Source organism: Wolbachia endosymbiont (group B) of Xylocampa areola, from assembly GCF_964028205.1.
Classification (GTDB): domain Bacteria; phylum Pseudomonadota; class Alphaproteobacteria; order Rickettsiales; family Anaplasmataceae; genus Wolbachia.
In genome coordinates this window covers 267,000-282,575 of sequence record NZ_OZ034771.1, presented here as the reverse complement: position 1 = coordinate 282,575, position 15,576 = coordinate 267,000, and the positions used below count along the sequence as shown (strand labels likewise).

General features: G+C 34.3%; 13 protein-coding genes. 5 read left to right on the top strand and 8 right to left on the bottom strand.

All coding sequences use genetic code 11. From position 1 onward, the window contains the following. The first annotated feature begins 232 nt into the window (after positions 1-232). From nuoE to ABWU35_RS01290, 3 genes are all read left to right on the top strand, one after another. Positions 233-733 (top strand): NADH-quinone oxidoreductase subunit NuoE, encoded by a 501-nt coding sequence (gene nuoE, locus ABWU35_RS01300; RefSeq protein WP_007302017.1) that lies wholly within the window; start codon positions 233-235, stop codon positions 731-733. After that, complete coding sequence (tgt, locus tag ABWU35_RS01295) at positions 734-1,945, top strand: tRNA guanosine(34) transglycosylase Tgt (RefSeq protein WP_007302018.1); 1,212 nt, start codon at positions 734-736, stop codon at positions 1,943-1,945. A gap of 104 nt (positions 1,946-2,049) precedes the next feature. Continuing rightward, positions 2,050-2,367 (top strand): hypothetical protein, encoded by a 318-nt coding sequence (locus ABWU35_RS01290; RefSeq protein ID WP_052264788.1) that lies wholly within the window; start codon positions 2,050-2,052, stop codon positions 2,365-2,367. Here ABWU35_RS01290 and ABWU35_RS01285 read toward each other — a convergent pair. After that, the gene (locus ABWU35_RS01285; RefSeq protein WP_264684948.1) at positions 2,364-3,638 is read right to left on the bottom strand and encodes a M16 family metallopeptidase; all 1,275 of its coding nucleotides are present in this window, start codon (positions 3,636-3,638) and stop codon (positions 2,364-2,366) included. The genes ABWU35_RS01290 and ABWU35_RS01285 overlap by 4 nt on opposite strands. 1 nt (position 3,639) lies before the next feature. Continuing rightward, positions 3,640-4,248, bottom strand: a complete 609-nt coding sequence (locus ABWU35_RS01280; protein ID WP_007302021.1) for a superoxide dismutase — start codon at positions 4,246-4,248, stop codon at positions 3,640-3,642. A 134-nt stretch (positions 4,249-4,382) separates the two neighbouring features. On the opposite strand from ABWU35_RS01280, the gene ABWU35_RS01275 reads away from it, so the two are divergent. Further along, positions 4,383-4,616, top strand: coding sequence for a hypothetical protein (locus tag ABWU35_RS01275; protein ID WP_264685573.1), 234 nt, complete (start codon positions 4,383-4,385; stop codon positions 4,614-4,616). A gap of 35 nt (positions 4,617-4,651) precedes the next feature. After that, positions 4,652-4,915 (top strand): hypothetical protein, encoded by a 264-nt coding sequence (locus tag ABWU35_RS01270; protein WP_264685572.1) that lies wholly within the window; start codon positions 4,652-4,654, stop codon positions 4,913-4,915. Between the two features lie 553 nt (positions 4,916-5,468). Here ABWU35_RS01270 and ABWU35_RS01265 read toward each other — a convergent pair. The 6 genes from ABWU35_RS01265 to ABWU35_RS01240 all read right to left on the bottom strand — a co-directional run bounded on the left by ABWU35_RS01265 (position 5,469) and on the right by ABWU35_RS01240 (position 15,574). Next, complete coding sequence (locus ABWU35_RS01265) at positions 5,469-5,615, bottom strand: hypothetical protein (RefSeq protein ID WP_164819305.1); 147 nt, start codon at positions 5,613-5,615, stop codon at positions 5,469-5,471. A gap of 87 nt (positions 5,616-5,702) precedes the next feature. Further along, positions 5,703-6,251 carry a 16S rRNA (guanine(966)-N(2))-methyltransferase RsmD gene (rsmD, locus tag ABWU35_RS01260; RefSeq protein WP_007302024.1) on the bottom strand — a complete coding sequence of 183 codons (549 nt, stop codon included), beginning with the start codon at positions 6,249-6,251 and terminating at the stop codon, positions 5,703-5,705. 104 nt (positions 6,252-6,355) lie between these two features. After that, entirely contained in the window at positions 6,356-6,985 is a 630-nt protein-coding gene (locus ABWU35_RS01255) for a hypothetical protein (protein WP_064085846.1), read from the bottom strand. After that, entirely contained in the window at positions 6,969-10,223 is a 3,255-nt protein-coding gene (locus ABWU35_RS01250; RefSeq protein WP_214303239.1) for a type IV secretion system protein, read from the bottom strand. The genes ABWU35_RS01255 and ABWU35_RS01250 overlap by 17 nt, the downstream gene beginning before the upstream one ends. Before the next feature lie 81 nt (positions 10,224-10,304). Then, the gene (locus ABWU35_RS01245) at positions 10,305-13,205 is read right to left on the bottom strand and encodes a type IV secretion system protein (protein WP_012481864.1); all 2,901 of its coding nucleotides are present in this window, start codon (positions 13,203-13,205) and stop codon (positions 10,305-10,307) included. Further along, the gene (locus ABWU35_RS01240; protein WP_007302028.1) at positions 13,202-15,574 is read right to left on the bottom strand and encodes a type IV secretion system protein; all 2,373 of its coding nucleotides are present in this window, start codon (positions 15,572-15,574) and stop codon (positions 13,202-13,204) included. The genes ABWU35_RS01245 and ABWU35_RS01240 overlap by 4 nt, the downstream gene beginning before the upstream one ends. Positions 15,575-15,576: the final 2 nt, after the last annotated feature.

Here is a 15,576-nt window from a genome sequence, read left to right as displayed (position 1 = left end):
AACGCTATTATGATTATTTCTATATGTAACGTCAATAAAATTTTAACTAAAATTAAGAAATTAATACCTTTATAATCTGCAAAGCGAAATATGGAAAATGAGTAGCAGTAAAGAATTCACAAATTGAATGCACCCACTCTACAGATATAATATTGTAGAGCTCAAAAAACCAACAATTGCAATTGTTAACTCTTCAAGTATAATTTGTTGAGATTTACACGAACTTTATTAGATGAAAGAGAAAGAAGAGCAGTTTAGTTTTACATCAGACAACCTCAGAAAAGCGAAAAAGTCTATAGAGATGTATCCTAAAGGTAGAGAAGGTAGTGCCGTCATGCCTTTACTATACCTGGTTCAAGAACAATGCGGATGGGTTCCTGAATCTGCCATGCGCTACGTTGCTGACATGCTTCATATTCCACATATTCGCGTGTATGAAGTGGCAAATTTTTATACCATGTATAATTTAAAACCAGTAGGTAAATATCTCATACAAATTTGTAGAACAACTCCTTGCTGGTTGTGCAATAGCGAAGAAGTGTTAAATACCTTTAAAAAGAAACTAGGAATCAATATCGGTGAAACTACTAAAGATAATCTATTTACTTTAAAGGAAGTTGAATGTCTTGGTGCATGCGTTAATGCCCCTGTGGTGCAGATCAATAATGACTTTTATGAAAACCTCACTCCTGAAAAAGTGGAAAATATCATAGCAGAACTTTCAAGTAAATAGATGGAAAAGTTCTCGTTTAGGATAACTAAGCAATCAGGTTCTGCAAGAGTTGGAACGATCAAAACTCCAAATGGAAGTATAGAAACACCAGCATTTATATTTTGTGCAACCAAAGCTGCTATTAAAGCTGCAGATATCGAGAGAATCAGAGAAGCAGGTACTCAGATAATACTTTCCAACACCTATCACCTAATGCTCCAACCGGGAGAGGATACTGTGGCAAAGCTTGGTGGCTTGCACAAGATGATGGGATGGAGTGGGCCAATGCTCACTGATTCTGGTGGATACCAGATATTTAGTTTAGGGCACGGGTCAGTTTCGGAAGAAATAAAGGGAATAAGACAGAAGCAAAAAACTCTGATCAAAATTAACGAGGATGGGGCAATTTTTCGTTCTTACATAAATGGTAAAACTTATTGTCTAACTCCTGAAAAGTCGATACAAATTCAACAAAAATTAGGTGCAGATTTAATCCTAGTTTTAGATGAATGTACTCCATTCCATGTCAGTAAAGAATACACAAGAAAATCAATGCTCATGAGCCATAGATGGGCTGAACGTTCTTTAAATAAGTTTGAAAAAAATAATGATGGCAAACAGGCGCTTTATGGAATTAGTCAAGGCGGAGTGTATCAAGATTTGCGTAGAGAAAGTTGTGATTTTATCAACGATTTGCCATTTTTTGGTCAAGCAATAGGTGGATCACTTGGTCAAAGTAAAGAGCAGATGTATGATGTAGTTTCCTTTACTATGGAACATTTAAAAAAAGATAGGCCTACTCATTTGCTTGGTATTGGTGGAATTGTAGACATTTTTCGTGGAGTAGAGCTTGGAGTTGATACATTTGATTGCGTGCATCCAACTCGCCTCGCAAGACATGGTGGCGCGCTTGTTAAAGTAAAAAACAGAGATTCTATTTCTTCAAAGCGTAAAGAGCATATTAATTTGCGAAATCAACGATTCGAACTAGATGATAACCCAATTGAAAATGACTGTTTGTGCTTTACTTGCAGAAAACATTCAAGAGCCTATATACACCATCTACTGAAAGCTAAAGAGTTGCTGGCTTATACACTCGTTACCATTCACAATGTTTTCTTCATGAATAAGTTGATGGAATCAATAAGACAAGCAATATTGAATGATAGGCTAGATCAGGAAAAAAATAATTGGATTAGTGAAATACCGCTGCATTGTGAATTATATACCTAGTTCATATTTTGCACATGTGCGTTGCATTTTTTAATCTTCTTTAAAAACTTGACAGTACATTATATATACGGATATACTAGAAATATAATTTTTGTGAGGCATTTATGGTTAAAAATAAAGAAAAACATCAAATAGCGTTTTGCGTTTCAGCCTTTACACTCTTAGCTGGTTTATCATTAATCGCAACTGGAATTGCAGTGGGTACTGTACCTGCTATAGCTTCTTGTTTAGTGATAGGAGGAGTTTTAACTGCCTTGTCTATTGTGCAATCAGTAGAAAGCTATTTATTTTTACAAAACAGCGAAAAAACTTTCAATAAAATGATTAGTGGTATACGCGATGAACCAGAAAGCAAACTTTTTATAGAAAGGATTTTGCAACCATTCATTGAACTTTTTAGTGAGCATAAGCAACATAACTAAAGTACACTAAGCATAGAAACCACTTTATCGTAACTTGGCAGTGAATTAATTTCTCCAATCGCAGCTAAAGTAATTTTTTCATGCTGAGATAGCAATTCTTCTGCTGCTTTTTTTATATCGTAAATAGTAACAGCACTAATTTTTTCTATTAATTCGTTTTTACTGATGTATTTATTATAGTTACCGTAGTAGTGTCCTAATGTTTCAGCACGTGAGCTAACACTTTCGCGTGACATTAAAATTTGAGATTTTACTCGTTCTTTTACTCTATTTACTTCTTCTTCCTTTAAATCATCTGTAGACAATTTCTTTAGCTCTGTCGTTATGGATTTTAAAAGCTTATCTAGATTACTACTATCTGTACCAGCAAAAATCGAAAGCATTCCCGTATCAGCATAGCTAGAGTTGAATGAGTAAATGGAGTAAGCAAGACCCTGCTTTTCTCTTACTTCCTGAAACAGGCGTGATGACATGCCACTTCCCAGTATAGAATCAAGCACTTTAAATGTGTGATATTTATTATCATCACGAGAAACACTAGGTAGCCCAATTAACAAGTGCACCTGATCTAATTTACGATGCTCTCGATACTCACCACTGGTATAACCTGCATTCTCGCTTTTTTTCAGCTCTTTTGAATGAATCTTTGAGAGAAAGTCTTTGATTAATTGAACAACTTCCTCATGCTCAACATTTCCTGCAGCAGCAAATATCATATTTCCGCCAAAGTAATGCTCCTTTATGTAGTTATTCAGATCTTCTCGAGTAAAAGATTTGACAGTATCTTGCGTGCCCAGGATTGATCTACCAAATGGTTGATCTTTATAAGCTGCTTCAAAATACTTATCAAAAATGATATCGCTCGGTGAATCATTAGTTTGAAAAATCTCTTGTATTACAACACCCTTTTCGCGTTCCAATTCATCCTCTGGAAATGTAGAATTCATTAATATATCTATTAATATATCAATGCCAGTTTTTATATCTTTTTTAAGAACCTTTGCATAATAACTGGTGCTTTCTCTACCGGTGCAGGCATTGAAGGCTCCACCTATATCGTCAAAAGCTTTTGCAATTTCAAAAGCAGTTCTTGTCTTTGTTCCTTTGAAAGCCATGTGCTCTAGGAAATGAGATATTCCATTTTGACTTGCACTTTCAGCTCTACTGCCAACACCAACTCGTATATTTAAAGCTACGGAATCAACTTCATGCACTCTCTCAGTTATTATGCGCAGACCATTATCTAGTTTTGTTACTTGTGGTATATTCATCTTATATATTCTTCTTTAAATTCTCTTCTACAAAATCCCAATTGATCAAATGATCAAGAAAAACTTTTATGTAGTCAATTCTGCGATTTTGGCAATCCAAATAGTATGCATGCTCCCATACATCCATAGTAAGTAGTGGCACCTGGCCATAAATTAGCGGTAGATCCGCATTTGGAGTTTTAGTGATTTTGAGTTTTCCTTTTTCAAGCACTAACCACACCCATCCACTACCAAATTGGCTTACTCCATAATTTGAAAATTCTTCACAAAATTTGTCAAAGCCACCAATATCATCTTGAATTTTTTTTGCTAGAAGACCATCATCTTTAGGTTTACCACCACCATTTTTTTTCATTGAATTCCAATAAAAAGTGTGATTCCAAACTTGTGCTACATTGTTAAAAATAGGAACTGTATTATTATTTCCATGAACTTTCGTTACTAATTCCTCAATTTCCATATGTTGATAATCTGTGTTTTCAACCAGTTCGTTGAGTTTATTTAAATATCCCTTATGGTGCTTATCATAATGAAAATTCAATGTATTTGCAGATATGTAAGGTTCTAAAGCTGCTTTATCATATGGCAACTCAGGTAAAGTAAAACTCATGCTGACCTCTTTATTTTCGATGGTATGTTAATATGTGCTTTTGCGCAACACATAATTTGTAAGATGTTTATTGCAGTTATTCTAAAATGAACTATACTGACAAGGTAATTATTTTTTATTTTTAGAGGGGTAATATGTCAAGTTTATTCAAGAATTTTAGTAGATATGCTAAGTTCGGAGATATTCCTAGAAAAAGCGTTGAAGGTAACGAAGTTCCACAAAATAGTTTCTATAAGTCCGTTTATTATATTAATAGTGTTATTGAGCCAGTGAAAAATGTAGCTTTTGGTAGTTTGAGGTGTCATTCTCTGACTTATCTTACTACTTATACATTAGCTAATATAGCCCTACAACCTTTATATATCTAGCATTGGCGTATCTATCATATTGGCCGGCAAAAGGATTGGCGAAAGTAGTAGGTAGCTATGATTTTGCAGAAAATACAAAATCATTGATAGATTATTCATCCATGTTGTCACTTAAGGCATGGAACCATAGTGGAGCATTATCTGAATTTGTTAATGCAGTTTTGAATTATGCTGTTAGTGCTGTTATCTGGGCTGCTGCGCTCGTTGTTACACCACTCGTTTGGACTATTGATAAAGTGGCAAGCAAGTTTAGTGATGCAAACGCTGAAGGTGTTAGTGGTCCTTCTTTTTCAAAATAGATAGCCTACCAAGTGCATGTGAAACCATTGTATCTGTGTGGCAAAATAAAGTAGACGAGATAAAGACACCTATAGAAGCAAGAGGATGTCATGCAAGTAGCTGACACTGGCATCCCGATAGAATGTTGGGGAGTGTTAAATAAACTGTGTCAAACCTCCATTTTATCAATTTATTACTTTACTTCTCGGTTTGACACAGTTTATTTAACACTCCCTTTCGAGCGAGTTCTTTCAACCGAAACACTACATGCACGTTATCATCATCAATTTCAATGCGTTGAACTAACTTTCTTATTATATCAAGTTTAGTTTCATAGTCTGCTTGATTAAGCTCTCTCAGAGGAAAAACTTTCTACACTGTTTGTGATAAAATCTAATTCTCTCTGTAGCCTCTTTTCATCGATAGCTTCTTCCCTTTGATCTCTGATTCCTTTAACTCCTTTTCCATGCTCTCAACTTCTAAGTCATACTTTTCCTTCGTTATATGACCCCTTGCATATACATAAGCTAATTTTTCTATACCTTGTTCTATTTTACTTGCACGCTTTTCAAGTTAATCCTTTGCTTGCGTACTTTCATGTTTTACGAGTCTGAGCTGATATTCCTTAGTCATTGCCTCTGGTTCTTTGAGTACCATCTTCATTTCTTTCCATACTGCTTCTTCTAGTATATCAACTCGTATTGATTTGCTGTTACACACCCTATTCCCACCAAAACGAATTGATTTTTTCTTTCAGTCCTCGGAAAAATCTTACTTAGCTTAGCTATAGATGTTTACAAAAGAAATTCAAGTGAGTGAAGAAAGAAAAATTATTTTTGCAATACCGTAGGTACGCTCCACAATTATATTGAAGTTTTTATTGCACTCAAAACCTTCATTTTTCCTCATTTCTAGAATTATTAACGCATTATCATTTAACCAGCCTGAGTGAGCTAACTCGTCTAAAGTTGAGTTAACCAGATTGATATTATAAGGTGGGTCCATAAAAACTATATCGCACTTTGAAATAGGTCTTGGTAATCCGTTAGCATTGCAACAAATTAACGTGATATCGTTCGTAATTCCAAAATCTTCTGCTGTTTTTTTAGGCAGTTGCAAATTGTAATAATCTGAATCTACCATGAATGCATGTTTAGCACCTCGAGAAAGTGCTTCAAATGAAAAAGAGCCACTTCCGCAGAATAAATCAAGTACATTTAGGTTATAAATAGGTTTTCTTGAAGAAAGTATACTAAATATTGCTTCTCGGACACTACTCATAGTGGGCCGTGCAGCTAAATTCTTGCCTGTAGTTATTTTTCTTCCACGATATTTACCCGCAATAACACGTAACATATAAAACAAGTTCGAAGTTAACTAATTATTTATAACACACATTTAATGTCAACATAGCTTCAGCAGTCTAATAGAAAGAAGGTTGCTTGTGGAGGAACGCAAGATCAATCGCTTTTCTTTGATTTATTTTCTATACTGATTGCACGACCAATCTCGTCTTGTAAATCATCATGGTTGTTTTTTTCATCATGACCCATCCCTTCAATTCTACTTTCTAACTCTAACTTAATTAAAGTATTGATTTTCTCTATACTATCGAGGAAATTGTGACACTCTTCATCACTATATTCCTCACCAGATGCTTTTTTTTCTATAAATAGACTTTTGAACCCTATTAGATCAGAACTCTGATCGGCATTCAACACAATATTTCTCTCTATAAAACTAAGATCTGATAGTAACAAACTAACCTCTAATAGATCTTCACTTTCAATGTTTGCAAGATTATCAAGATCGTCTAAAATAGAGAACATCTTAAGCTCCTTCTGTGCAATTTCTTTGTCTTCTTTGTCAAATTCTGACGATAGCCCTTTATCATCTATAAGTCTCTCATTCAGAGCTTTATTTAGCTTTGAAAGACTAACATCACCTTGCTTAGTGCTATCTAGTAACAAATCTACCCTCGCTCTGCGCGCATTTAAAACATCATTGTAATCGTTTAACTTGATATTACCATCTTCGTCTTGCTGAAGACCATAATAACTTAGCCCTTTGAAATTACGATTCTTCATCATTCTCTATGTTCTCATTCCTTTCATTATCTTGACGCTCTCTATCTTCTCCGGCACGTATAGCTTCTGTAGTGTTTTTTAGGGTTTCTGGTTCCGTACCTAATTTTCGATTTGATTGATTAGGCTTATTTTCTTTTGATGATTCATCTTCTTCTGGTTCTCTCTTGCGGCCAATAGTGTAGTCATGAAGCTTCTCAAGAAATTCCCGTCTATATGTTTTTGCTCTATAGAGTAGATTATGCTGGTAACCATCCTTTTCTCCTGTAGCAGGGTTAATTCCTATAGAGTCGAGACCATGTTCCCAAGTAAACTTCATAGCATCTTCTATTGTATAGCCCAAATGTGATCCTACATATCCTTTATAATATTCTAAATATTTATCAATTCTTCTATGTGCAATATCTTCTTTATCAATTCCAAACGCCCTGTAGATTTTTTCCTCAAGCTTATCAACATCATTTTTAGGTGATGTTGCAAATTTTGTTGCTTCAATAGTAGCACCTACAAGCTTACGTGGCACATTAATAGCATATTTCAGCACACCCCCAACTCCTGGTATTCTACCTAGCAAATTAGCTGTACCTCCAGCTAATCTGTCCGGTACATGAGTAGCCCAATTACCTAAAGACTCTAGCCCTCCACCAATTTTATCTTGCATCTGTTGTTTTAATCCCTGCATTAAACCAGTCACAGGTGATGCTTGATACATACTAGATATATTGTAAACACCAAACCCACCACCGGCAATGCTTGAGCCCATCTGTTGTACAAACTCCTTCAAAGAAAACATCAAAAACGAAAGCAAGAACAATACAAAGATCTCTCCTGCGTTGATTAAATAACCTCTCTGTATGTCTTGCACCCTTTGGTAATCACTATTTTCTTTATAATTTTTGCAATCCTCACAATCTTTACATTTCTGACAGTATTCACTGTTGGGATCCTTATATAAATCATGAAGTTTCAGTATTCTACAACCTTGTTTTTTTATCGCACTCCGCACTAAAGATCTTATTTCATTAATTATTTCCCTATAACTATTGCATTTATTTATATCTTGACAGTAGCGTTTTATTATTTCACTAACATCACCTATCCTTTTCTCTATATTGTTGATCAGTAATATAATGTCAGCCCTCTCTGATGCATGAGATAAACTATTTGTTAAGCGTACTAGATCTTTTGCACTACAGCCATTACTAACTATCATATCACTTTCCGCAATATAGTGGTCTGCTGGATTATCTTTAGTTCCAGGAATTGGATTAAAGAAAGGATAATCTATATAACGAAAACCTTTATTAATGTAATCTGGTGGAAGAGGGATATATCCAGCGCCACCAGTAAACTTTACTGTACCACCTATTCTGCTTAGTTTTTCTATACCTTCTATATTCTTATCTACGTTCAATGTAGAAGCCTCTCCAATAGCATAAGGTACAAAAATTTGCCCTGGAGTCCAGCTAAAGTATTCTTTATCAATTATACAAAAACCACCAAATACCCATTTTGGAGCACATAACTTTATTTCAAGCCATTTATTATAGCACACAGTAAAGCCTAACTGTTTATAAAAGGTATTCATTATCATCGCAGCAAGTAATGACAGCAGGGTAAATATCATAATTGATTGCAAACAGAAACTAATACAGAATTTTATCCAACCCTCAAATAGACTTTTCAGTGGTGAAAATAAAATAGAGATTAGGAATAGCGGCATTATAGCTACAAGAAAAGCTATACCCATAAAACCAGAAAGGAATATTATGTAAGCATACATACACAGCAGGAAATATAAGACAATCCCTATAAAAATTGCCGGTATCATAAGGAGACTTGCCCACATTTGATAATGTAAAAATGCTGCAAACTTTTTCCAAACAGAGTAAGCAAAAAACTTATTAAACATATCCTCCATGAAGCTAAACAATTTAGCTTCATTTCCTTGAGCAACGTTTGAATTACCTCCGGTGTTCATGTTGGGAGCAAAATTAGTAATTATGCTTATCAATTGTTCAAGACCTTTAACAAATAAAACAAGAAAATGATCATAGAAAAATCTAAAACTTCCAGGAGATATAAGCACTATTACTAGAGTGATTTTCATCATTCTGATGAGCATATCATGCTTAGTTTCTCTTATCATTCCAAAAAGATAAAGAAGCGATGAAATCACTATAAATAGAACAAGCAAGGAAAGAACAAAATTGTGAAAGCTCGTACTTTTTTCAGCTATATTTTCGAACATCGCCTGTGCAGCTGCAGGATCATTGCTATCAAAATGCTTTTTACAATTTTCGTTAATCAATAATACACATTTTAGATAGTTATAAATGTAATCAAAAAATCCAAAGTTACTTGGTTTCTGCACTCCGCTCAAAAATTCAAAAGAGTAGCCACCTGCATTATCTAGATAATATCTATCTAATATCTTTACATATATTTTCCATCCTTTTTCTAACCTCACCGTATTACAACTCCTGTCCTGTAATGTGGTGTTATCTCTGTCTAAAGTAAAAAGCCCACTTCCATCTTCCGCTACGGAATTGTAACCTAGATGTACAGTAGGAGACTCAGGGTTACGCATGGATTTTAAATTTTCGTTAGGACTAGAATCGCTAGGCCTTTTAAATAAAAGATAAGCACCATGGCCGTTAGTAAACCAACATGGAGCACCACGTGATACTGTATTTGCGCTATCATCTTCATTAATGCACTTGCACTTTACAGTGCAACTTTCTTTAGGCTTACTTGAAAATTTTTGTATGCTAGGTTTATAATCATTACAAACTAAGTGAAAGTCAGGCAGACTGTTGTCACCTTTCCCTCTTTCAAATTTGGTTGCATATTTTAACTGCTCCAAACTTTCCAAACTATAACTACTTTGAGATTTCTTCTTATTACTATTGCTCCAAGATGTCCATGCACCATTTACTCGTACTACTAAACTATCTCCATTGGTTTCAAGGCCGGTATCCTTCCACTTCACTACTTGATTAGGGTGAAAACCATAATTGATTTCTCCGGTTTCAGGATCAATAGGTTCTCCACTTTCACCTTCTGGAAAAAACGCATCATGACCGATTGGAAAATGAGCACCAATTGCAATGGGTTCAGGACCAAAATAATCAGCAGATATACATCTTGGAAAAGGCATATCATTCTTACTACAACCTGTAACCAGAACACAGATTACCAAAATTAATAACCTAAACCAACATTTGCCTAAGCGTGATTGCATACCTAAACTTTTTCCAATACAGAATAAATTTCTAAAACCTTACTTCAAATATCTTTTTAATTAGTTACTCCATATATCTCATCAATCTTCCTTGACTTGTCCTTTTGTTTTATCAGAATCCTTTTGCTTATCTGGCTGGCTTAGTGTTTCAGATTTGCTCATTTCTCTGCCAGCACTCCCTTTCCCATCTGCTTGCTTTGGTGTATCAGGCAATTTAGCTTCAATTTTGCTACGATCTTTACTCATTCCCTGCTTGATGTTATGTATCATATTTTGGGTTCTATCATCAAGGCCAACAGTTGACAGCATAGCTTGTGATGCGCTCCTAGAAATATGACTAACACTTTGAGCAACTCCATAACCAGAGCTGAACAACGCCTGCGCCATAGTTTCTGATATAGAAACAAAAGCTTCCATTGCACTAGCAATGATGAGATATATAAATGCCTGGATTAGATCTATAGGTAATGCTGCAAAGTGCCCACCAGCCCTTTCTCCAGTACTGAGCGCAACATCAACACTAGTACCAGGACTATACCCAAGAGGTAATATTGATTTCATAAGACACAGATCATACGATAAAAAATTTACACTAATTAAGCATTGATAGCATGCAGAAAAATTTGTGAGGTTGTATAGAACTGAATACATTAACTGGTTTAAAAGAGACAAGGATGAAAATAAAATGACTGGTTGCAATGAAACATGAGCCAGCGTTTTTATCCAATTATCAAATAATGTTTTAGTTTGTTGAAATAGAATAAATACGATAAATAAAGGTGCCAATGACAATAAAAATGCCACTAAAACAGTAGATATTACATACTTAAACGTAGCACTAATAATGCATCTTAAAAACACAAAAGTAGCATAAAGTATTGCCAAAAATGCAATAAAGCCAAAAGGTCCTGATAGCATTAAAGATAAAAATTTCAGCCATGTTTCTCCTGTAAATAATACTCCGGCTGTTAAATCTAAGAATGCAAATTTTTTACCTCCTTCTCCTATATAGCCAGAAAAACTATCAACTAAATAAATGCTACCCTCAACAAAAAGCCCAGACAAAGTTGTACCAAAGAATTCCCAACTTCTATCACTAAAAGCAAAAGCTATAAATGCTATTTTGAATATTCTTATAATAAAATCGAATTTACTTAATTGTATTGTTCCAAGCATATAGCCAACAACAGTAAATATAACGTATAGAATAAGCAAAGCTCTTATTCCTTGTAGAAGCCCCTTTCTATATCCTTCATATGGAATTTTAATTCCGTCTTCACTCCCGTCTGTTATGAAATCAAAAATCTTGTTTACAGTTGATGAAATAAAATCGTTTATTTTTCTTTTTAAAAATAAATTTACTGTGTATTTGTTATCTTCATAATATTTGCTATCTTTGTCCGTAATATCATCTTTCTCTACGTTTTCTACATTAATACCAAAATATATTTTCTTAGACTCTTCATTTACCAAATGACTTCCATCTATTATGTAATAGTCTACATTATCCTCTGTTATTTTATCCAACCTCTTTACTTTTTTGAAATCATTAGTCTTTCGAGCAGATGGATCCCTTGGCGGATTATCACCTAAGTACACATACAATTTTTTACCACCATCAAAGTTACATGATCTAGTTACTTCAACATGATATCCACCTCTATGAAGTTGGTAGTTGCCATTACTTGCTATAGCAAGCATCACACTACTACCAGGTGTTATACCTTTTATTTTATAATCATGATTTAATCTCAGAGAGTAATCTTCAAATTTATAATTAATCTGTGAACATACATTATCTCCTTTCGCACCTTTCTCATTTGGAAAACATTGAATACCTTTAGCAATATCCTGATCATCAAAATCGCCAATTTTTGCAACAAGAGCTTCGGCCCAAGAAATATCTCCTCTGTCCTCTTTGAAGTTTAATTTAGAATTTGATATTAAATTAATGTCAATCTGCTTAGAATCCCTCTTATTTTCTTCAATCTTTTTTAGTTCATCCTCAATACGTTTAAGGTGAGAATACATGTCACATGTATTTCCTTTATCATACTTCTCATACCTTATAGAAGAGACGCAATTCTCCCCTATACCTTTTGCGTTGTAACATATATTCTGATAGTAACAATTAAGTTCATAAGAACTGTATTTGTTCAGCTCATTAAAATCACACCTTTTCCCATTACATAATTCATTCAGTCCTATTTTAGTTCGTCGTAGATCTAACAACGCACCATTTATCCATGAATTTTGAATATAATCCTTATTAAAATGTACCTTATTATCATATGGAGTGTAGCCATTGCCAACTAGCACTCTTCTTTTATTCATTTCTTCTTTATTCAGCGGCGGAAATTCTACTACAGTTCTTTTACCACTTTCTCCACAAAAGAACTTTCCTCCGTTTAGCATGTCTCTTATTGTAGCTCTATCTTTTTCATCCCCTTTTTCAGTTCTATAGCAATTATCATCAAAACTGATACCTTTTCCTTGTGGATTGTCATAATCAATCGTTATCTCTCTGGGAACTAAGCTAAAGCTTAACTTATCACCAGGATTTGCTTTAATTCCAGTATCTACATAACGTCTATTGCTATAGAATTCATTATTTCCAAAGCCTATATCCCCACATATTTCTCGTTCATCAAGACTAGCATTATCAGTTAACTTATTACTGTAATTTGGTATTAAATCATTAGCACAAAATACAGCGGGCACAAGTACTCTCTTTGGATTTTTCCCTTCTTTAAGAGGACAAAAATTTACTGACCCACCAAGAGTAAATTTGATTTTCTCATCCTTGCTAATTACTTGACCAGAATCAACCCAATGAATTTTAACTCCTTCGCCAGCTTCACGAACTGGAACATCTATACTGACACTAGTATTTCTGCTCTGCAGCCCAGGTTCAACACAATCCATTGTGCAGCCAGTAATTACAAGACATAGTATCAATAATAATGATTTTCTGCTCATCATTGATTTCCTGTGTTTGTCGGTATTTTAGGTGCTGATCTTTGAGCTGATTGTGGTATTTGAGGTCTTCGACTTGGTGTACCAGATTGCTGACCTGCTCTTCTTTGGATACTTTGTTCATCTAAACCTACTGTTCCCATTAAGCTTTGCTGATATTGCCTTCCTGGTTCGCTTGCCACATAAACACCAAACAACGAATCAGATATTGTTGAAGATGCCTCAACTAAAGCTTTCATAGCATGTCCCAAAATCACAAAAGCCATCATAGCTGTGATATTAGGTGCATGTTTGGAAGCATAACCATAAATAATACAAGGATTAAAAATCTTTAAGTTAAGATTAAGTATACATGTAGGACAGACCTCAAAATTAAAGACCGAATACACAATATAATCCATAACCTGGCTTATTAATGATATAAAAATTAAAAGCACTACCGGATGAATTGCAAATCTTGCTAAATTTTTGACCCAATTGTGAAACATCTGTCTAGTATATCCAAATAGAAGGCAAATAATAAAAAGAGGCGCCAAGGAAAGCAATAATGCAACTATTGCTATAGATGTGATAAAAGAAAATAAGGCGTTAAACATCGATAAGCTCACTGTTATCAAACCCCAAATCACCAAGCAAAACGATACAATACCCAAAGGACCGGAGAATATAAGAGATACTATTAGTAACACTGAGTGTGCTGATAAAAACCTATTGAGCGGTAAATCAAGAAATTCAAAAACATTTGATGTTGTACCTCTGAAATTTGCTATTTCTATTAACTGTTTTGGAGCATTAACAAAAATAGAAAATGCATTGTTATAAAAAAAACTCCAACTGTTATCGTTCAGCAATTGGGTAATAACTCCTATCTTTACACATATAATTAAAAATTCATATATAGAAGCATGAGACAATCCAAAAAAGTAATAAAGGGTGTATAAAACTATATATAATACTAATAACGACACTATTGTAGATCTGATGGTATTTGTTCTATTTGATGCTACAAAACTTTGATAAAGAGACTTCACAGGGCTAGTATCAGAGTGAATCGCGTTAGTGTCTTTGTAGCTAGAACCGAAAAATGCAGTTTTTACTTTTTCATCAAAAAAATTATATATCGCACTAAAAGTTCTTACAGGTGGCTCTTTAGTTGTAAGGTTAATACTAAACTGACCCTCATTTTTCTTATAATCACAGCCATGATCTCTTATTCCGTAATATATAGTGCCACTCTTGTCTTTTAGCTTTTTTTTTAATCTTTCCATATACTCAGTATTATGAACTTCACTGATATCCACAGGTATATCCCCCAGAATTTCACCAGGATTGTGCTCAGGAAACTTATCAGAAACATGTATATATAAGTTGTTTTTTAGACTATGGTTCTTCGTTACTCTTATATTGAAACCACCCTTGCCCTTACCATCACCTAAACTAAAAGTTAACTCTGGTTTTGGATGGTTACGATCTATCTTATGATCACAGTTAATACATATACCGCCTCCTGGAATGTGTTCAAATTCCTCATTATCCATGTGAACACGTAATAGTGTAATGTCAGTTTTTACCCGTTTTTCCTTTAATACGTTATCAATAATTTCAGCAATAACAGATTCACCTCTAGAATTTAAAGTATTGAATATCTCACCTTCTATACTATTGTATTCAATATATACGCAACCTTTTTCTCCGCTGCCGAAAGAAAATTTACATATACGTCCACAGAGTAAATTTAAAATGCGCGTATCTATCTTACTTGCACTGCTCTCTGAAAGCTTGCTACAGTCTACATTTTCCCCTTGCTGTTTTATAGAGTCGATGACATTTCTAATTTCCTCTCTTTCACTTTGATCTAATTCTGAAGACCAGTACTCTTTTCCATTTAACCATTGTGCATTGCCTATTTCATATTTATTAGGACATATTTCACCTTGACACTTCTCTTGATTTAAAACATGTGAAAAATACTCCTTTTCCCCTTCACCGCAATTTTCGTCAATTTTTTTGCAGGTGACCATGCCATTATTGTTTTTACACATTTTACTTCCAACAACACTAAAGCTTATCGCATCGCCAGCTTTAAGCGCAAACGGTAATGTAACGTTTCTTACTCCAGGTTCAATTGCAAAATCTTTATATTGCGAACAAAAATTAACCTTATTAGGTACTATATTAATCTCTGTTACTTTTATTTTATCCGAAATATAGACTCCAGAATCAACCCATTTCTGCTCTGTTGACACTATATCCAATTTCTCACGCAAGCCTGATGAATCTTCTGGCTTAATACACCCGCACCCAGATAATAAAAAGAGTATCACAAAACTTATGCATAGCTTAACCAAATTTTGGTTGCTCAAATGTTCAAACATCT

What these genes read in the sequence shown, in the direction of transcription:
- nuoE (WP_007302017.1), top strand. Translation starts at nt 233, where the DNA reads ATGAAAGAGAAAGAAGAGCAGTTTAGTTTTACATCAGACAACCTCAGA.
- tgt (WP_007302018.1), top strand. Translation starts at nt 734, where the DNA reads ATGGAAAAGTTCTCGTTTAGGATAACTAAGCAATCAGGTTCTGCAAGA.
- ABWU35_RS01290 (WP_052264788.1), top strand. Translation starts at nt 2,050, where the DNA reads ATGGTTAAAAATAAAGAAAAACATCAAATAGCGTTTTGCGTTTCAGCC.
- ABWU35_RS01285 (WP_264684948.1), bottom strand. Translation starts at nt 3,638, where the DNA reads ATGAATATACCACAAGTAACAAAACTAGATAATGGTCTGCGCATAATA.
- ABWU35_RS01280 (WP_007302021.1), bottom strand. Translation starts at nt 4,248, where the DNA reads ATGAGTTTTACTTTACCTGAGTTGCCATATGATAAAGCAGCTTTAGAA.
- ABWU35_RS01275 (WP_264685573.1), top strand. Translation starts at nt 4,383, where the DNA reads ATGTCAAGTTTATTCAAGAATTTTAGTAGATATGCTAAGTTCGGAGAT.
- rsmD (WP_007302024.1), bottom strand. Translation starts at nt 6,251, where the DNA reads ATGTTACGTGTTATTGCGGGTAAATATCGTGGAAGAAAAATAACTACA.
- ABWU35_RS01255 (WP_064085846.1), bottom strand. Translation starts at nt 6,985, where the DNA reads ATGATGAAGAATCGTAATTTCAAAGGGCTAAGTTATTATGGTCTTCAG.
- ABWU35_RS01250 (WP_214303239.1), bottom strand. Translation starts at nt 10,223, where the DNA reads ATGCAATCACGCTTAGGCAAATGTTGGTTTAGGTTATTAATTTTGGTA.
- ABWU35_RS01245 (WP_012481864.1), bottom strand. Translation starts at nt 13,205, where the DNA reads ATGATGAGCAGAAAATCATTATTATTGATACTATGTCTTGTAATTACT.
- ABWU35_RS01240 (WP_007302028.1), bottom strand. Translation starts at nt 15,574, where the DNA reads ATGTTTGAACATTTGAGCAACCAAAATTTGGTTAAGCTATGCATAAGT.